The sequence below is a fragment of the Streptomyces sp. NPDC057271 genome (assembly GCF_042668715.1).
Taxonomy (GTDB): Bacteria; Actinomycetota; Actinomycetes; order Streptomycetales; family Streptomycetaceae; genus Streptomyces.
Window position 1 is genome coordinate 1 of sequence record NZ_JBHUYJ010000134.1, and the last position, 18257, is coordinate 18257.

At 71.6% G+C, this 18257-nt stretch carries 15 protein-coding genes and 2 pseudogenes; 6 read left to right on the forward strand and 11 right to left on the reverse strand.

Features of this window, described 5'->3' with window-relative positions; genetic code table 11:
• Positions 1-133: 133 nt before the first annotated feature.
• On the forward strand, positions 134-1879 hold the full coding sequence (locus tag ACFUJR_RS35460) for an ABC transporter permease (RefSeq protein ID WP_383176296.1): 1746 nt from the start codon (positions 134-136) through the stop codon (positions 1877-1879).
• A gap of 53 nt (positions 1880-1932) precedes the next feature.
• Here the strand turns inward: ACFUJR_RS35460 and ACFUJR_RS35465 are convergent, their stop codons facing one another.
• Positions 1933-2868, reverse strand: a complete 936-nt coding sequence (locus ACFUJR_RS35465) for a LysR substrate-binding domain-containing protein (RefSeq protein ID WP_383176299.1) — start codon at positions 2866-2868, stop codon at positions 1933-1935.
• Positions 2869-3018: 150 nt separating this feature from the next.
• Between ACFUJR_RS35465 and ACFUJR_RS35470 the strand changes: the two genes are divergently transcribed.
• Positions 3019-3573, forward strand: coding sequence for a peroxiredoxin (locus tag ACFUJR_RS35470; protein WP_260229113.1), 555 nt, complete (start codon positions 3019-3021; stop codon positions 3571-3573).
• A 6-nt stretch (positions 3574-3579) separates the two neighbouring features.
• Entirely contained in the window at positions 3580-4113 is a 534-nt protein-coding gene (locus tag ACFUJR_RS35475) for an alkyl hydroperoxide reductase (protein ID WP_383176302.1), read from the forward strand.
• Between the two features lie 72 nt (positions 4114-4185).
• On the opposite strand, the gene ACFUJR_RS35480 is transcribed toward ACFUJR_RS35475, so the two are convergent.
• The 5 genes from ACFUJR_RS35480 to ACFUJR_RS35500 all read right to left on the reverse strand — a co-directional run bounded on the left by ACFUJR_RS35480 (position 4186) and on the right by ACFUJR_RS35500 (position 10201).
• Entirely contained in the window at positions 4186-4884 is a 699-nt protein-coding gene (locus tag ACFUJR_RS35480) for a hypothetical protein (protein WP_383176305.1), read from the reverse strand.
• Positions 4881-6449, reverse strand: a complete 1569-nt coding sequence (locus ACFUJR_RS35485) for an AI-2E family transporter (protein ID WP_383176308.1) — start codon at positions 6447-6449, stop codon at positions 4881-4883. Before ACFUJR_RS35485 ends, ACFUJR_RS35480 begins: the two co-directional genes overlap by 4 nt.
• Positions 6450-6566: 117 nt before the next feature.
• On the reverse strand, positions 6567-7256 hold the full coding sequence (locus ACFUJR_RS35490; RefSeq protein ID WP_383176335.1) for a transglycosylase SLT domain-containing protein: 690 nt from the start codon (positions 7254-7256) through the stop codon (positions 6567-6569).
• 375 nt (positions 7257-7631) lie between these two features.
• Complete coding sequence (locus tag ACFUJR_RS35495; RefSeq protein ID WP_383176311.1) at positions 7632-8954, reverse strand: PhoH family protein; 1323 nt, start codon at positions 8952-8954, stop codon at positions 7632-7634.
• A 485-nt stretch (positions 8955-9439) separates the two neighbouring features.
• Entirely contained in the window at positions 9440-10201 is a 762-nt protein-coding gene (locus tag ACFUJR_RS35500) for an isoprenyl transferase (RefSeq protein ID WP_383176314.1), read from the reverse strand.
• Between the two features lie 110 nt (positions 10202-10311).
• On the opposite strand from ACFUJR_RS35500, the gene mgrA reads away from it, so the two are divergent.
• Entirely contained in the window at positions 10312-11349 is a 1038-nt protein-coding gene (gene mgrA, locus ACFUJR_RS35505) for an L-glyceraldehyde 3-phosphate reductase (protein ID WP_383176317.1), read from the forward strand.
• Between the two features lie 379 nt (positions 11350-11728).
• Here the strand turns inward: mgrA and ACFUJR_RS35510 are convergent.
• Positions 11729-12095 (reverse strand): annotated as a pseudogene (locus ACFUJR_RS35510) (winged helix-turn-helix transcriptional regulator).
• Positions 12096-12211: 116 nt separating this feature from the next.
• Here ACFUJR_RS35510 and ACFUJR_RS35515 point away from each other — a divergent pair.
• A pseudogene (locus ACFUJR_RS35515) lies at positions 12212-13151 on the forward strand (DNA glycosylase AlkZ-like family protein).
• Here ACFUJR_RS35515 and ACFUJR_RS35520 read toward each other — a convergent pair.
• Together ACFUJR_RS35520 and ACFUJR_RS35525 are read right to left on the reverse strand one after the other, a co-directional pair.
• Entirely contained in the window at positions 13148-14851 is a 1704-nt protein-coding gene (locus ACFUJR_RS35520) for a DUF2079 domain-containing protein (protein ID WP_383176320.1), read from the reverse strand. The pseudogene ACFUJR_RS35515 and the gene ACFUJR_RS35520 overlap by 4 nt on opposite strands.
• 25 nt (positions 14852-14876) lie before the next feature.
• Positions 14877-15875 carry a prepilin peptidase gene (locus tag ACFUJR_RS35525; protein ID WP_383176323.1) on the reverse strand — a complete coding sequence of 333 codons (999 nt, stop codon included), beginning with the start codon at positions 15873-15875 and terminating at the stop codon, positions 14877-14879.
• On the opposite strand from ACFUJR_RS35525, the gene ACFUJR_RS35530 reads away from it, so the two are divergent.
• A complete protein-coding gene (locus ACFUJR_RS35530; RefSeq protein ID WP_383176326.1) occupies positions 15874-16233 on the forward strand; it encodes a DUF192 domain-containing protein in 360 nt (119 codons plus the stop codon). The two genes, ACFUJR_RS35525 and ACFUJR_RS35530, sit on opposite strands and share 2 nt — an antisense overlap.
• On the opposite strand, the gene ACFUJR_RS35535 is transcribed toward ACFUJR_RS35530, so the two are convergent.
• Both ACFUJR_RS35535 and ACFUJR_RS35540 read right to left on the reverse strand, forming a co-directional pair.
• Positions 16205-17578 carry a glycosyltransferase family 39 protein gene (locus ACFUJR_RS35535; protein WP_383451130.1) on the reverse strand — a complete coding sequence of 458 codons (1374 nt, stop codon included), beginning with the start codon at positions 17576-17578 and terminating at the stop codon, positions 16205-16207. The two genes, ACFUJR_RS35530 and ACFUJR_RS35535, sit on opposite strands and share 29 nt — an antisense overlap.
• Before the next feature lie 97 nt (positions 17579-17675).
• Entirely contained in the window at positions 17676-18041 is a 366-nt protein-coding gene (locus tag ACFUJR_RS35540) for a hypothetical protein (protein ID WP_383176332.1), read from the reverse strand.
• Between the last annotated feature and the right edge of the window lie 216 nt (positions 18042-18257).

Here is an 18257-nt window from a genome sequence, read left to right on the forward strand (position 1 = left end):
ACGCCGAAGGACATCGAGCTCGCCGCATAACCCCAACAACCCTGAACCACCCCAAACCCGACACGGGCGCCTTGACGAAGGACATAGAGGCACCCTCCCGCCCGGCACGGCGAAGCTGCCCGCGAGCGGCGAGATGCTGGTCTCGCCCGCGCTCCGCGAGCTGCTCGACTCCCCCGAAGGCGCCCTCCTCAGGGAACGGCTCCCCTACAAGGCCGTCGGGACGATCGGCGACGCCGGACTCATCGGCCCGGCCGAACTGCGCTACGTCGCCCACGTCGACTTCCTGACGACGGACAACTACGACGGGCGCGGATCGCGTTACGGCTGGTCGGTGCCCGAGGAGCCGTTCAACGCGTTCCTGATCCTCCTGGTCCTCGTCGCCTCCGTCGTCCTGCTGCTCCCGGTGCTCGTCTTCATCGCCACCGCCGTCCGCTTCGGCGGCGAACAACGCGACCGGCGCCTCGCCGCGCTCCGGCTCGTCGGCGCGGACACCGCGACGACCCGGCGGATCGCGGCCGGCGAGTCGCTGGCCGGCGCGCTCATCGGACTCGCCGTCGGTATCGGACTCTTCGCGGTGGCCCGGCAGTTCGCGGGCACGGTCACCATCTGGGACGTCAACGCCTTCCCGTCCGACGTCGTACCGATGCCCGCCCTCGCCGCGCTCGTCCTGGTCGTCGTCCCCGTCGCCTCCGTCGTCGTCACCGTCTTCGCGCTGCGCGGAGTGGCGATCGAGCCGCTCGGCGTCGTCCGCTCCGCCGCGCCGCGCCGCCGGCGGCTGTGGTGGCGGCTGCTGCTCCTGGCGGCCGGCGCGATCGCGCTCCAGATGCTCTTCCAGGCGATGGAGGGCGCCTTCACGCACGCCACGGGCGAGGACTCCGCGCGGGCCCAGCTCGTCGCCGAGACCGAGGCGACGACCGGTGACGAGGCCCGGGAGATGATCACCCGGTTCGCTGACACGCGGGGCGTCGACGGGGTGTCCGGAACGATCACGGCGTACGCCTGGCGGCCCGGCGCCCTGAAGAAGGGCGAGGACTTCGCCCCGCTCACCTCGGTCAAGGTCGGCGGCTGCGCCTCGCTCCGCGAGTTCGCGGAGCTGCCCTCCTGCACGGACGGCGACGTCTTCATCGCCCTCGCCCACAGCGCCCAGGGAGGAGCGCCCGACAGCAGGGTCACCGAGACCGCGAAGCCGGGCAGGACGGTCGCCCTGCGCGACCCGGAGGTGCACAAGGGCACGCTCCCGAAGTGGCGCATCCCCGGCACCGCCCGGATCGTGGACTCCCGCCCCGACCCGACGGGCATGTACGAGTGGGGAATCCTCGCCACGCCGTCGTCCATCGACGCGGCCCGGCTCGACGACCCCGCGGCGCTCGCCATGGTGCGGCTCGACCCGGCCGTACCGGACGCAGCCGAGTACGTACGGAACACGGCGGCGGCCCTGGACCGGACCTCGTGGGTCCGCACGCTCGAGAACACCGAGCGGAACGCTCAGTTCGCCAGCGTCCGCACCGGCATCCTCGTCGGCTCCACCCTGACGATGCTCCTGGTGGCGGCCTCGCTCCTGGTCACCACGCTCGAACAGCTCAGGGACCGCAAGCGGCTGCTCTCCTCGCTGGTCGCCTTCGGCACCCGGCGCACCACCCTGAGCTGGTCGGTGCTGTGGCAGACGGCGGTGCCGATCGTGCTCGGTCTCGTCCTGGCCGTGGCGGGCGGGCTCGGCCTCGGCGTCGTCCTGCTGAAGATGACGGGCCAACAGGTCCTGGACTGGTGGGTCTTCCTCCCCGCCACCGGCATCGGGCTCGCGCTGATCGCGGCCGTGACCCTGCTGAGCCTGCCGCTGCTGTGGCGCCTGATGCGGGCGGACGGGCTGAGGACGGAGTAGCCGGCAGCGTCGCGCCCCTTCGGCTCACTCGCCGGTCGCGGAGACCGGGGGCTTCAGGAACCGGCGCCCACCACCCGTACCGGAAGACGCCGCATCGCGCCCCGCAGCGCCCCGGCCAGCTGCTCGAACTCCGCCTGCCGGGCCGCGCCCGTGCGCATGGCGAGGGCGACCTGCCGCGAGGGCGCCGGGTCGGTGAAGCAGCCGGTGAACAGGTCCGCGTTGCGCGCGGTCTCGACCTTCACCGCCGTGCGCGGGAGCAGCGTCACCCCGAGCCCGCCCGCCACCAGCTGGACCAGGGTGGAGAGGCCCGCGGCGGTGGTGGTGACCGGCGTCCCCTCCGTGCGCCCCGCCTCCCGGCAGATGTCGAGAGCCTGGTCACGCAGACAGTGTCCCTCGTCGAGGAGCAGCAGGTTGAGCTCCTTCAGGGCCTCGCGCGGAATGTCGCCCCGGCCGGCCAGCGCGTGGCCACGCGGGGTGACGAGCACGAAGTCCTCGTCGAAGAGCGGGAGTTCGGCGACACCGGGTACACCGAGAGGCACCGCGAGCAGCAGCAGGTCGAGCCGTCCGGCCGCGAGCCCCTCCAGGAGCGAGGACGTCTGCTCCTCGTGGACCTGGAGGTCGAGCTCCGGATAGCGCTCGTGGACCAGGCTCAACACCGTGGGCAGCAGATACGGCGCGACGGTCGGGATCACGCCGAGCCGCAGCACCCCGGTGAACGGGGCCTGCGCCGCCTCCGCCTCCTCCATCAGCTCCGACACGGCGTCCAGGACACCCCGCGCCCGCACCGCGAGCCGCTCGCCCGCGGGCGAGAGCAGCACCTTGCGCGTCGTACGCTCGAGGAGCTGGACACCGAGTGCCTCTTCGAGAGCCGAAACCGCGCCCGAAAGCGCCGGCTGACTCATACCGATCGCCGCCGCCGCGTCACGGAAGTGCAGATGCTCCGCGACCGCCGCGAAGGCTCTGAGCTGGGACAGGCTGGGTTGTTTCACACGTCGTGCCGGGATCACTGATAACCACCTTCGATCAACCCGAGGCAGTCTAGCTATTTCACTGATCAATGCACTCCGTGCCAGGATGAAGCTCGTCCAACCCCTCACGGAAGACCCCAAAAGGGACCCTTCCCACTGCAAGGAGAGCGCGTGCTCACTGTCGGTGACCAGTTCCCCACCTACGACCTGACCGCCTGCGTGTCGCTGGAGAGCGGCAAGGAGTTCGAGCAGATCAACCACAAGTCCTACGAGGGCAAGTGGCGTGTGGTGTTCTTCTGGCCCAAGGACTTCACCTTCGTCTGCCCGACCGAGATCGCCGCCTTCGGCAAGCTGAACGACGAGTTCGCGGACCGCGACGCCCAGATCCTCGGCGCCTCCGGCGACTCCGAGTTCGTGCACCACGCCTGGCGCAAGGACCACGCCGACCTGCGTGACCTGCCCTTCCCGATGCTCGCCGACTCCAAGCACGAGCTCATGCGCGACTGCGGCGTCGAGGGCGAGGACGGCTTCGCCCAGCGCGCCGTCTTCATCGTCGACCCGAACAACGAGATCCAGTTCACCATGGTGACCGCCGGCTCCGTGGGCCGTAACCCCAAGGAGGTCCTGCGGGTCCTCGACGCCCTGCAGACCGACGAGCTGTGCCCGTGCAACTGGACCAAGGGCGAGAACACCCTCGACCCGGTCGCGCTCCTCTCGGGCGAGTGATCTGACATGGCTCTCGACGAACTCAAGTCCGCCATACCGGGCTTCGCCAAGGACCTGAAGCTGAACCTCGGTTCGGTCATCGGCAACAGCGAGCTCCCGCAGCAGCAGCTCTGGGGCACGGTGCTCGCCTGCGCGATCGCCTCGCGCTCGCCGAAGGTCCTCGCGGAGCTGGAGCCCGAGGCCAAGGCCAACCTCAAGCCCGAGGCGTACACGGCGGCCAAGTCCGCCGCCGCGATCATGGCGATGAACAACGTCTTCTACCGGACCCGGCACCTGCTGTCGGACCCCGAGTACGGGACGATGCGCGCCGGTCTGCGGATGAACGTCATCGGCAACCCGGGCGTCGAGAAGGTCGACTTCGAACTCTGGTCGCTGGCCGTCTCCGCGATCAACGGCTGCGGCCAGTGCCTGGACTCGCACGAGCAGGTCCTGCGCAAGGCCGGGGTCGACCGCGAGACGATCCAGGAGGCCGTCAAGATCGCCTCGGTGATCCAGGCGGTCGGCGTGACGCTGGACGCGGAGGCGCTCATCGCCGAGTAGGCGAGCGCGCTCGGCAGGAAGGGCCCGGGGGCTCCCACCCCGGGCCCTTCCGTCATCTCCCGAGCGCCCCCGTCAGGGCTTCTTGAGCGCGGCCATCAGAGCCGTGGCGTCCTGGGCGAGGACGGTCTCGATACCGGAGAGGTCTACCTTCTCGGTGCTCGTGGTCGGCTCCTCCTCGTCCGGGTCCCAGGCCTGCTGCGAGCTGAACGAGATCTCCAGCTCGGCCTGACCGTCGAGGACGCGGATCCCGGCGCTGTCGCCGCTGGCCTCGGCGTGGACGTAGGCCCGCTCGCCGAGCCCATCGACCGGCTCGGTGTCCGGCCACCAGAATGCCCGGAGCGCCTCGAACTCCGGCCCGGGGTCGGTCACCTTGTGCAGGGCGTACGAGACCTGGACGCTGTAGCCCGTCTCGGCCGACCCCATCGTGGCGAAGCAGACCGACCTGTCGAGAGCGGGGTGCGTCTCCGTCCGCGTGTCGTGGGCCACGGACTTCGCCCCGAGCACCACGGACAACGCCTTCAGTTCGACGATCTCGCAGAGGCTGTCGACGGTGCGGTACCCCCCGAGGTCCGGCCCGCCGTCCCGGCTCCGCTCGTACGCGTGGAGTCCGCCCGCCCACACCGCCGAGGCCACCACCGCGCCGCCGAGCGCCCACAGCCAGGGGCGGCGGGGGTGAGGCGCCCTCGGTTCGCGCGGCTCCGGGGACTCCGGATCGAGCACCTGCGCCGCCGGGAAGTCGTCGCCTCCGGTCAGCTCCGGCTCGGATATCACTCCTCGCCCCGGTCCCTGGAGCCGGGCGCCTGGACCGGCGCCACGGCGAACGCGGTCGCGCCGCGCGGTTCCGGCGTACTGAGCAGGGCCTGCTCATGGCTGTACGCGCGCAGGTAGCCGACCACGGTGTTGGTGACGGCGACCAGCGGCACCGCGACCACCGCGCCGCCGATGCCGGCGGTCAGCCCGCCGGCCGCGACCGCGAGGACGACGGCGAGCGGATGCACCCGGACGGCCCGGCCGAGGATGAACGGCTGGAGCACATGGCCCTCGATCTGCTGCACGGCCAGGACCACGAGGAGGACCATCAGGGCGGTGAACACCCCGTTGGTGACCACCGCGACCACGACCGCGAGGGCTCCGGAGACGACGGCGCCGACGAGCGGGATGAAGGCGAAGAGGAAGATGAAGACGGCGAGCGGGACCGCCATCGGCACCTCGAGGAAGTACAGCCCGAGGCCGATGAAGACCGCGTCGATCAGGGCGACGATCACCGTCCCCCGCACATACGCGGTCAGCGTGCGCCAGGCCCGCGGCCCCGCGCCCGCGACACCCGGCCGGGCCTGGGCGGGCACCAGCTTCAGCGTCCACTGCCAGACCTTCTTCCCGTCGTAGAGGAGGAAGAGGGTCGAGAACATCGCGAGCAGTATCCCGGTGATCGCCTCGATGACGACGGTCACGCCCTGGAGTCCCGCGGAGGTGATCTGCTCGGTGTTCGCGCCGATCGTGTCGCTGAGGTTCTCGGCGATGTCGTTGATCTGCTTCTCGGTCACGTGGAACGGGCTGTCGAGGAGCCAGCGCTTCAACTCCTCGATGCCGTCCCGGACCCGGTCCGAGAGGTTGTCGATGTTGTCCATGACCTGCCAGACCACGAACCAGCCGACAAGGCCCATGATCACGAAGCCGGAGACGGCGGTGACCGCCGTGGCCACCCCGCGCGGCAGCCCCAGCCCGCGCAGCCGCGCGACGGTCGGCTGGAGCAGGGCGGTGATGAGGAGGGCGGCGACGAAGGCGAGGACGACCAGCTGCACCGAGCTGATCACCTTCATCAGGACCCAGAGGGTGCCGGCGAGCACGAGCAGACGCCAGCCCGCCTCGGCGGCGACCCGCATGCCCCACGGGATCGCGGCGACGGGGTCCGGCCGGGCGGCGACGGCGGGGGCGTAGGCGGGCGGCGCGGGTACGGAGACGGCCACGGTGGTCTGCCGCGGCGCACGTCGCTTCCCGGGCCACCGCTCGGCGTCGCGGCCGGCCTCACGCGCGGGGTCGCGGCCGGCGTCGTGACCTGCTCCGGATGCGGCTGCGGAGGCTGCCGGTTCGGGCGAGGACGCCCCCGTGGCGTACCCGTCACCGCCGGGCGCCGGTCCCGGTGCCCCCTCCGGCCCGTGGCCCGTGGCCGGCTCGCCGCCACGCTCCGGCCCGGTGTTCGAGCCGCCGGGTACGGACGCGTCGCCCGCGCCCAGGTCGTGCGCGCGCTCCGCGCGGACACGCCGCTCGTCCAGGCGCTCCCCCATGCGGCTCAGCTCGTCGCCCAGCCGGCTCAGCCATCCTGGCAGTCTCGACATCTCTTCTTCCTCTTCCCCCCGCTCACTCCCCCGGGGAGCACGTGGGCCCGAACCTACACGCATGAAGCCCCCCACCGTAGGACGGTGAGGGGCTCAGCAGGGTTGAGAGCGCCGGTACTAGTACCAGCGGTTGGCCTGCCAGAAGTTCCACGCGCCGCAGGGGCTGTCGTAGCGGCTGTTCATGTAGTTCAGGCCCCACTTGATCTGGGTGGCCGGGTTCGTCTGCCAGTCGGCTCCGGCCGACGCCATCTTCGTACCCGGAAGGGCCTGGACGAGACCGTACGCGCCCGAGGACGGGTTGGTCGCGCGGTAGTTCCAGCCGGACTCGTGGTCCACGATGTTGCTGAAGCACTGGAACTGCGAGGCCGGGATCATCTGGCGAGCGATCGCCTTGACCTCGGAGATGGAGTACGAGCCCTGGGCCGAGAAGCTGGACGCGTCACGGACGGCGGAACGCTCGGCGCGCTCGGCGGCCTCCTTGCGCTCCTTCTCCGCCTTGTCGGCAGCCTTCTTCTTCGCCTCGGCGTCCTTGGCCGCCTGAATGCGGGCAGCCTCCTCCGCGGACTTCTTCATGGCCGAGTCGGCCGCGGCGGCCTGGACGTCGGCCTGCTCCGAGAGCGAGGAGACCTGTACCTGGGCCTGCTCGCCCGCGGGAATGTCCGCGAGCAGCGTGGTGTCGGCAGCGGTGGCCTCGAAGTTGTCGTCCGAGGGCTGGGTGTTGCCCGAGGCAACGCCCACGACGGCGCCGACGGTGGTGACCGCAGTGGCCGAAGCCACCGCGAACCCCCGGACCGAGATCCGGCTCACACGGTTTCCTTCCAGCATCGCCCACAGGGTGACCACGTGGGCGAAATCGTGCCCCTGGCGCTGGTCTCCGACGTACTGGGTCACAGAAGACACGGGCCCGTGGTGCTGTGGGCGGCATACGGCGAACGATTGTTGAGTTGTGTGGTGCAGCACCTCTGGAGGTGCACGTGTGCCGTATGCGGGGCCTGACGGAAGCAAGACTCTGCCGGACGCCGACACCGCAAGGCAATTCCGAGTTGCGTGTGAAAGCTCACACCTCGCAAGTCGCAGGAGTTTTGGCCGATTTCCCGGACAGCGCGACGCCGCCCGGCTAAGCTCCTGCGCTCTGCCGGGCGGCGCCAACTCCCGTACCCGTACGGGACCGTGCGAAACAGGTCAGATCTGGACGTCCTCCAGCATTTCGGTCACCAGGGCGGCGATCTGCGACCGCTCCGAGCGGGTCAGCGTGACGTGCGCGAAGAGCGGATGCCCCTTCAGCTTCTCGACCACGGCGACGACTCCGTCGTACCGGCCGACCCTGAGGTTGTCTCGCTGGGCGACGTCATGGGTCAGCACCACCCGTGAATTCGCCCCGATCCGGGACAGAACGGTCAACAGGACGTTCCGCTCCAGCGACTGGGCCTCGTCCACGATGACGAACGCGTCATGGAGCGAGCGGCCCCGGATGTGGGTGAGCGGCAGGACCTCCAGCATCCCGCGCCCGAGCACCTCCTCGATGACCTCACGGCCCGCCACGGCCGAGAGCGTGTCGAAGACCGCCTGCGCCCAGGGGCTCATCTTCTCGGCCTCGCTGCCCGGCAGGTAGCCGAGCTCCTGGCCGCCGACCGCGTACAGCGGACGGAACACCATCACCTTCTGGTGCTGCCGGCGCTCCAGGACCGCCTCCAGGCCCGCGCACAGGGCGAGCGCCGACTTGCCCGTACCGGCCCGGCCGCCCATCGAGATGATCCCGACGTCCGGGTCGAGGAGCAGATCCAGCGCGATCCGCTGCTCGGCGCTGCGGCCCCGGATGCCGAAGGCCTCCCGGTCGCCGCGCACCAGCCGGACGTTGCCCTCCGCCGTGATCCGGCCGAGCGCCTTGCCCCGCTCGGACTGCAGGACCAGACCCGTGTGCACCGGGAGCTCGGCGGCCTCCGGCACGTACAGCGTCTCCTGGTCGTAGAGGATGTCCACCTGGTCGGCCGAGAGGGCCAGTTCGGACATTCCGGTCCAACCGGAGTCCGTGACGGCCAGCTCAGCGCGGTACTCCTCCGCGAGGAGACCGACCGAGGACGCCTTGATGCGCAGCGGCAGGTCCTTGGAGACGACCGTGACGTCGTACCCCTCCGCCTGCAGATTGCGCGCGACGGCCAGGATCCGGGAGTCGTTGTCCCCCAGCCGGTAGCCGGCCGGGAGCACTCCGGGGTCGGAATGGTTCAGCTCGACACGCAGGGTGCCGCCCAGCTCCCCGATGGGAAGCGGGGCGTCCAGGCGCCCGTACCGGACCCGGAAGTCGTCCAGGAGGCGCAGGGCCGCCCGGGCGAAGTAGCCGAGCTCGGGGTGGTGCCGCTTGGCCTCCAACTCGGTGACCACGACGATCGGGAGCACGACCTCGTGCTCGTCGAACCGTGACACGGCGTTGGGGTCGGCCAGCAGGACGCTGGTGTCGAGTACGTAGGTGCGCCTGTCGGACAAGCGGCGCTTAGTGCTGGTCACCACGGAAGGACAGACCCCCTTTGACGACCCCTGAGAGGTCGGGGCGCGACGGAAGCGGTGTCGCTGCGGGATGGGACCGGGCTCTGGCCACGATGCGCGGGCCGAGCTCCGGCCCTCCGCTCCGTCCGTACATGTCCTGCACGGTCGTCCTGGTGCAACGGGCCTCCCGGGTGGCGGTCTCCGTGCCGCTCACTCTGGAAGGGGTATTCCCTCGAAAAGACTCAGCCATGCCATGGCATATGACGACGTGTTCGTGAACAGAGTCGAACGCCCGGTGATCGTCCTACGGCGGAGTCCGTGCTTCCGTGCGTCTGGCTTGCGTGCTTCCGTGCGTCTGGCTTCCGTGCTTCCGTGCTGCTTCCGTGCTGCTTCCGGTGGGTTTACCCGGCGCTTCAGGCCGCTCGTACGGTCTCCATGCCGCTTCCGGGCCGCTTCCGGGCCGCAACCGGGCCGCCTCCGGGGGTCCCCGTGGCGTCTCCGCGCTTCGCTCAGGTGCCGTAGCGGCGGTGCCGGGCGGCGTAGTCGCGCAGCGCCCGCAGGAAGTCGACCTTACGGAAGGCCGGCCAGTGGACCTCGCAGAAGTAGTACTCGGAGTGCGCGCTCTGCCACAGCATGAAGCCCGAGAGACGCTGCTCGCCACTCGTACGGATCACCAGGTCCGGATCGGGCTGGCCGCGCGTGTAGAGGTGCTCCGAGATGTGCTCGACGTCGACGATCTCGGCGAGCTCCCCGAAGCTCGTCCCCTTCTCCGCGTGCTCCAGGAGCAGCGAGCGGACCGCGTCAGCGATCTCCTGGCGGCCTCCGTAGCCCACGGCGACGTTCACGAGTATCCCCGTGTTGTCGTGCGTGGCCTGCTCGGCCTCCTTCAGCACGGACTGGGTACGGGCCGGCAGCAGGTCCAGCGTGCCCACGTGGTGCACCCGCCAGCGGCCGTCGGAGGCCAGGGCGCTCACCGCGCCCTCGATGATGGAGAGCAGCGGACCCAGCTGGTCCTCGGGGCGGTTCAGGTTGTCCGTCGAGAGCATCCAGAGCGTGACGACCTCGACGTCCGTCTCGGCGCACCAGCCGAGCAGCTCCTGGATCTTGTCCGCGCCGGCCTTGTGGCCCTGCTCGGGGGTTCCGCCTGAGGCCTTGGCCCAGCGCCGGTTGCCGTCGAGGATGACACCGATGTGCTTCGGCACCTGGGCGTGATCGAGGCGGCCTTCCACCCGGCGTGCGTAGAGCCCGTACACCAGGTCGCGCAGGTTCACTGTTCTTAACCCCTCCATGCTGCGGCGGTCCCCGAAGCCGACACACTACTGCGGACGGGTAACGGGCTCCCAGCCCGGGACTGTCACAAGTCCGTGATAAGCAGAGATACGTGACTGATTCCCCGATCTACCGCGCCTCCGCGGACCGCTACGAGCACATGGAGTACCGCCGCACGGGCCGCAGCGGACTCAAGCTTCCCGCCGTCTCCCTCGGCCTCTGGCACAACTTCGGCGACGACCGCGCGCTCGACGCGCAGCGCGCGATCCTGCGCCGTGCCTTCGACCTCGGCGTCACCCACTTCGACCTGGCGAACAACTACGGACCGCCGCCCGGCTCCGCCGAGCTGAACTTCGGCAAGATCTTCGCCCAGGACTTCACCCGGTACCGGGACGAGCTGATCGTCTCGACCAAGGCCGGCTACGAGATGCACCCCGGCCCGTACGGCGAGTGGGGCTCCCGCAAGTACCTGATGTCCTCGCTCGACGCCTCCCTGAAGCGGATGGGCCTCGACTACGTCGACATCTTCTACTCGCACCGCTTCGACCCGCACACCCCGCTGGAGGAGACGATGGGGGCACTCGCCTCCGCGGTCCAGCAGGGCAAGGCGCTGTACGTCGGCGTCTCGTCCTACAACAGCGAGCAGACGGCCGAGGCCGCGGGGCTCCTGAAGGAGATGGGTGTCCCGGCGCTCATCCACCAGCCGTCGTACTCGATGATCAACCGCTGGACCGAGGAGGACGCCCTCCTCGACACGCTGGAGGCGGCCGGCATGGGCTGCATCTCCTTCGTGCCGCTGGCGCAGGGCCTGCTCACGAACAAGTACCTGAAGGGCATCCCGGAGGGCTCGCGGGCCACGCAGGGCAAGTCCCTCGACCCGGACCTGCTCTCCGACGAGGTGCTGCGGCGGCTGCACGGTCTGGCCGACATCGCCGAGCGGCGCGGTCAGTCGCTGGCGCAGCTGGCCCTTCGCTGGGTGCTGCGCGACGAGCGGATGACCTCCGCCCTGATCGGCGCGTCCAGCGTCGCCCAGCTCGAGGAGAACGTGGCCGCGCTGGCGGGGCCTCCGCTGACGGAGGAGGAGCTGAAGGAGATCGACTCCTTCGCCGTGGACACCGAGGGCACCAACATCTGGGCCGGACGAGGCTGAGCCCGTCCGGGGGCCGGCCGGGGCCGAGGCGACGGGGGCCGGGGGCGCAGGGCCGGGGCGGAGGCGACCGGGGCCGGGGCGATGAGGGCCGGGAGGCGCGGGGCCGTGGCGACCGGGGAAAAAAACGGGCCGGTCCGTGGGGGGGGATACGGACCGGCCCGAGGGGGGGTTTCCACCATAACCCTTCAGAAGCCCTGCTGCGTGCCAAGCGGTGCCGCCGACCTGTACCGGATGACGCGGAGCCCAGTCGGGACAAGGCTCTTGGGGCACGCTGGCGGGTTTGCGCCCCGGCGTGGCGGCGGGTTCCGTACCTCCCAAGAGGGACCCTCGACGAAGGGCCTCCGGTTGACGGCGGGCCCCCGGCTGACGGCGCGGCGGGTCAGGCGGCCTCCGCGGATCTCTGGGCCTCCTTGGCGGCGAGGATGTCGGCCATGAAACGATCACCCCACTCCCCCAGCGGCATCAGCGCGGTGTTCAGCGCGTCGCCGAGCCCCGTGAGGGAGTACTCCACCCGGGGCGGAACCTCCGGGTAGACCTCCCGGTGGACGACTCCGTCCGCCTCCAGCTCCCGCAGCTGCTGGATCAGCACTTTCTCGCTGACGCCCGCGATCTGCCGCCTCAGCTCCCCGAAGCGGATGGCGCCGTGCGCGTGCAGCGCCCACAGGATCAGCGGCTTCCACTTCCCCCCCGACCACATCGACGGCCACCTCGACCCCGCAGCCGTACGTCGTCTTCCCCTTGGCCATGCCAACTCCTGGTCTCGTCCCGGCTCTTCGACGCGTCGACGCGTCGGCCCTTCGGCTCTCCCCCTACTCGGCCAAGGCGGACAGGAGCTGACCTATTCCGGGCCTACGGTCGACGCATGGCGACCTCCACCCCACCACAGGTCACCTGGGCGCAGGCCGACGCCCGCAGGATCCGCCGGCAGTTCCTGGACGAGCCGACGGACGCCCCGCCGGCTGCGGTGGCCGCCGCGATGCTCGGCGCACACGCACAGGTCCTGTCCGCGGCAGAACTGTCCGTCGCTCTGCGCGCCGCCGACGCCACCCGGGCCGACGTACGGACGGTCCTGTGGGAGACCGGCACACTGGTCAAGACGTACGGTCCGCGCGGCACGGTCCATCTGCTGCCCTTCCCCTACGGCCCGGGGCCGTGGGGGGACCCCCAGCAGGGCACCGCGGGGTGCTGTGCTTCGGCCGGGACCGGGGCCGGAAGGTCACGTACACCAACCCGGGGTGCGTCCGGCGGAGGGCACGACGGCCCTCGGCGAGCTGGTGGAACGCTATCTGTACACCTACGGGCCGGCGTCCCCGCAGCACTTCGCGAAGTGGCTGGCGGCGCCGGCCGGCTGGGCGACCGGGCTCTTCGCCTCGCTGGCCTCGCCCGGCCGGATCGAGGAGGTGTCCTTCGACGACGCGAGCGGCCGGGTCGCCGCGGGGGACACCGGCTTCCCGGACGAGCGGCCGTCGCGCGGGGTGCGGGGTGCGGCTGCTGCCGTACTTCGACGCCTTCACCATCGCCTCGCAGCCGCGCGAACGGCTCTTCCCCGGCGCCGCCCGCGGCCGGGCACTGGCGGGCGGCCAGGCCGGGAACCACCCGGTGCTGCTGGTGGACGGAACGGTGGCGGGCGTCTGCACCAGCGCCGCTCGGGAAAGCGGATCACAGTGACGGTCGAACCGCTGGAACGGCTGAGCGCGGCCCGCCTACGCGAGGCGGAGGCCCAGGCCGGCCGTGTGGCGACGATCCTGGAGGGCCGACCGGAACTGGTGGTGGGCACGGTGACGGTGGGCCCGCACGCTTAGAGGGTGCGGCGCAGGAGCGTGACGCCGTCGCGGGCGGCAACGATCTCGTAGCCGTGCGACTCCCGTGCCGCCCTCAGCTCCCTCTCCTGCTGCTCCTTCGGGTAGGGCCAGGGACCGCTCCGCTGGGGCCAGGCCTCCGGCGGTACGGCGTCGTAGACGATCCACTCGGCTGTCGGGGCCGGCAGCGGTCCGGTCTCCCGGAGGTCGAGGCGGGTGTCCACCGGGAAGGTCGGGAAGATCACGACCTCGCAGCGCGAAGTGAGCTGCGGGGCCAGCCGGTTGGAGGCGGCGACAGTGGCGCCGTCCGGGATGCGGGCGAGCAGCGACCGGGCGGCCTCGACGTGCGGGGTGGTCCGCCAGGTGGGCCGCTGGGCGAGCTGGGCCAGCGGGAAGGAGGGGATCAGCACCACGGTCACGGCGAGGACGGTGGCGAGCGAGGCGCGCACGTTCCGGGCGGACGCGCCACCGGTATCGGTACCGGTGGCGGTGGCGGTGGCGATGGCGGTACCGGCAGGCGAGGCCTTGTCCGCCCGGGCACTGGCAGACCCGGCCCTGGCGGGCGACGCACCGGGGGCCGGGGCAGTGACGGGAGACGCACCGGGAGACGCGGCACCGGCGGACCCGGCGCAGGCGGGCGACGCACTGCGGGTCGGCGACTCCGGGGCCTGTCGTTCGCGGCCGAGGACGTCGATCAGACCGGCGAAGACGACCGGCATGAGGATCGCGCTGTAGTGGTACGCCGTGCCCCAGTGGAACGGGTTCTCCGAGAACATCCGCCAGGCGAGCGTGGGTACGGCGAGCAGCGAGAGCGGTGAGCGCAGGGCGAGCAGCGCGGACGGGGCGAAGACCAGGATCAGGGTCATCGCCTTGATGTCCGGGCGCAGGGCGTCGAGCGGGGCGTGGGCGAGGGTGGAGAGCAGCGAGCCGTGACCGTCGGCGAGGTGCCCGCCGTGCGCGTAGGCACCGCCCGGGTTGAACGCCGGCAGCAGCAGCTTGACCTCGATCAGCGAGCCGAGCAGGCCGACGGCCGCCGTGGCGGTCCCCAGCCGCCGGGGCCCCTTGACGGCGATGTAGACGCCGACGGCCGCAAGGGTCAGCCCGAGGTCCTCCTTGACGAGGAGGAGAGGCGCTGCCCAGGCGACGGCGGCACCCCAGCGCCGACGCCCGAGCGCTTCGAGCGCGAACGCGAGAAGCGGCACGGCGAGCGCGACCTCGTGGAAGTCGAAGGCGGCCGCGGAGGCGACACCCCAGCTGAGCCCGTACCCGGCGGCGACCACGTGCGCGGCCCGGGTGCCGAGCGCGCGCCGGGCCCAGCGGGCGAGGGGGACGACGGCGAGGGCGAGCAGGGCCGACTGGGCGACGAGCAGGCAGAGGGGCGAGGGCCAGAGACGGTAGAACGGCGCGAGGGCGGCGAGGAGAGGGTGGAAGTGGTCGCCCAGGAGGTGGAAGCCCGGGCCGCGCAAGGGGACGACGGGGGCGCGGAGTTCGGCGTACGCGCGGACGGCCTGCTCGAAGATGCCCAGGTCGTAGCCGGTGGTCCGCAGGAGCTGGTGACGGCGTACGGCGACGGTCGCGTACAGGAGACACAGGCCCGTGGCCCACGCCCAGGGAAGGACGGCGGGCCGCCGGTACCAGGGGACGGGCGGCGGAGCGGCCTCCCGCCGCGACACCACGGGCAGTTTGTCGGTCATTGTCCGCATGTGTCTGGATGCTAGGCCGCGTACCTCAGGGGGAGGCGGAGAGCGCGCCGAGGAGCAGCCCGACCAGGGCCCCGCCGAGCATGAACGGCCCGAAGGGGATCGCGGACTTCCCACTCCCGCGCCGGAGGGCGACGAGACCGAGCCCGTACAGCGAACCCGCGAGGAAGGCCGCGAACGTACCGACGAGGAGAACGCCCCAGCCGTACCAGCCCAGAGCCGCGCCGACGCAGAGCGCGAGCTTGACGTCGCCGAAGCCCATGCCGCTCGGACGGATCAGGAACAGCACGAGATACCCGGCGCTCAGAGCGAGTCCGCCGAACAGCGCATCAAACCAGGAGCCGGCTTCGTACGGCAGCAGTTCGGCGCCGAGGAGGAGCAGCGGGACTGCGGCGGCGAGCGGGAGCGTGAGCGGATCGGGCAGCCGGCGCACGCGCGCGTCGACGGTGGCGAGGAGCACGCCGAACGGCGCGAGGAGCAACCAGACGGCCAGTTCGGGGCGCGGCCCGGTGACGGCGGCGAGCGCGGCACAGGCGAGGGCCGTGAGGACGGGCGCGGTGAGGACGGTACGGCGTGGGGTGATGAGCGCGGTACGACGTGGGGCGATGAGGACGGTACGGAGCCGGACGGCGCGGGGGCGAGTGAACGAGGCAGGGGCCGTCGGCCCGGTCCCGGAGACCCCGGAGGGCGCCGCCGCCCCGGTCCCGGAGGGCACGGTCGGGCCGGCCTCGGAGACCCCGGAGGACGTCGTCGGGCCGGCCTCGGAGGGCGTCGTCGGGCCGGCCTCGGAGCGGTGGGTCGCACAGGTCGCGCAGGTCGGAGCGCCGAGCCAGCCGCGCGCCGGCCCCACCAGAGCGTGGCCCGTCCCGCAGGTGTCCCGCCACGACTCCTCCGGCTCGACCGAGAGCCGGTACGCGGCGCGCGGCACCAACAGCCCGGTGGCGGCACCCCACAGCGCGGCGACGGCGATCAGCGTGGCGAACACCCGCCGCACCCTACCCAGCCGCACCGCTACCGTCTCCCCCATGGGGAGATGGCAGGACGGGACGGGAACACTGACCGTACCCACGGGGCAGGTCGGGCTGGAGATCGCGGCCTCCTACCGGGCGCGCCGAAGAGGCCTGCTCGGCCGGGACGGGATCGAGGGCGCGATGCTCATCACCCCGACCAACAGCATCCACACCCTCGGTATGCGCTTCACCATCGACGTGGCCTACCTCGACCGGAACCTCACGGTCCTCGCCGTGGTGACCATGAGGCCGGGACGGCTCGGCATGGTCCGCCCGCGCGGCCGGCACGTCCTGGAGGCCGAGGGCGGGGCGATGGCGGACTGGGGGCTGCGCAAGGGCGTCCGGGTCACGGCGGTCCCGAACCCAGCAGCGTGAACGCGCCGTACGCGCCCGACGCGAGAGCGAGGCCGCTGAGCACCAGGACCCGGTTGCGCACACGGAGCCGTACGAGCGCCAACGCGGCCGGCAGCAGGAGGCCGAACGCGGGCATCATCAGTCGCGGCCGGGAGCCGAAGTACGCGGCGCCGATGAGTGAGACGACGACGACCCCGATCGTGTACACGAGCAGCGGCAGCGGGTACTTCTGCCGTACGCACAGCACGACCAGCCACGCGAGCAGGCCGAGCGCCGCGCACAGACCGAGCGCGGCGAGCGGCGGCAGGCCCCAGATGAAGCGGGCGAGGGCGACACCGCCGTCGATGGAGTTCCCCCAGGCCGCCTGGACGTCGAAGTACGCCGTGACACCGCCCTCGCGCACACCGACGTAGACGACGTACGCGAGCCAGCCGAGCGGCGCGAGGAGGACGCCGGCCACCATGCTCCCCCTGGGCCTGGCGGCCCGGGAGGTGCCCCCAGCGGGCAGCTTCCGTTCGCGTACGACGGTGAAGAGGGCCGTGATCCCGAGGGCGGCGATCAGCGCGGCGGCCGTCGGCCGGGTGAGCCCGGCGAACGCACACAGCACTCCGGCCAGGATCCAGCGGTCACGCAGCACGGCCAGGACCGACCAGGCGGCGAGGGCGGTGAAGAGTGTTTCGGTGTACGCCATCGACTGCACGAACGCGGTCGGGTAAACGCCCCAGAGGACGGCCAGCACGACACCGGCCGGCCGGCCCGCGACATGGGAGCCGACCGCGTAGATGCCCCAGGCGGCGGCAAGCGAGGCGGTCCAGGAGACGAGGAGTCCGGCGGTGGCGGCGTCGACGGGGAGGACGGTGGACAGGGCCCGCTCGAGCCCCGGGAAGAGAGGGAAGAACGCCAGATCGGAGTGGACGCTGCCGTTGGGCAGGGTGACCTCGTACCCGTAACCGTTCTCGGCGATCCGGACGTACCAGACGGAGTCCCAGCGGCCCGACAGCCGGTGCAGCCCGTCCTTGCCGGTCGCGACGGCGGCGAGCGCGAGGATCGCCAGGCCGATGACACGGGTGGCGGCGTAGCCTCCGAGGGCGAGGGCGAGGGCAGGCGCATCGGGCGAACGAAGCGAGCTGGTCGAACCGGATGAGCTGCTGGGCGCGCTCGCCGTGCGGGGCGTGCTCGACGTGCTGGGCGTGCGGGGCGTGCTCGACGTGCGGGGCGTGCGGGGCGTGCTCGACGTGCGGGGCGTGCGGGGCGTGCTCGACGTGCTGGGCGTGCGGGGCGTGCTCGACGTGCTGGGCGTGCGGGGCGTGCTCGACGTGCGGGGCGTGCTGGGCGTGCTGGGCGAACGGGACCGGTCTGGGGACATGCGCTCGATTATGTCCGGCGGCCGGAACCGCCTGGCGCCTCGCCGGGGGGCCTGCGAGGGCGGCCGGGGGCCCGCTTGGGGGCTGACCGGGGGTGGCTTACCCCGCTGGGCGGATGCGGCCGAAGCGGGCGGCCATGACCGGGCCGAGTTCCCGGACGATGGCGTGTCCGGGCTCATGGGGGTACGGCAGGTCGTTGAGGAACGAGGTGACGATGACCTCGTCGACGCCGAGCTCCCCGCGGGCGCTCTGTTCCTCCAGGAAGTCCAGCGTGCGACGCCAGTCGGCGGCCGCCGGGTCCTCCCCGAGGAACGAACGCACGGTGTTCTGGACGACGTCCCAGAAGAACACGTGCGGGAGCACGCCGCCCTGACTGAAGACGTGGTCGTCGTACGCGTCCCGGAACTCGGGGATCCGTGTCACGAGGTCGCTGACCAGTCGCACGCTGGGGGATGTCGTTTCCATCGGCAGTCCATTTCGGAGCAGCAGTCCCGGCGCCCGTTCCGCCCGTTCCGACCAGGATGCGGCATAGAGGCCCAAGTTATCCACAGGGGATGCGAACCTTCGCTCGTCCGTGGATCGTTGGGGCTTGACGCTCCCCTCCCTGAAGGGAGGGGATTCCTACGGCTCGCGCCGTGAGACTTCCTGTTTCATCGCCGACTGCCCGCCCGGAGAACTCCG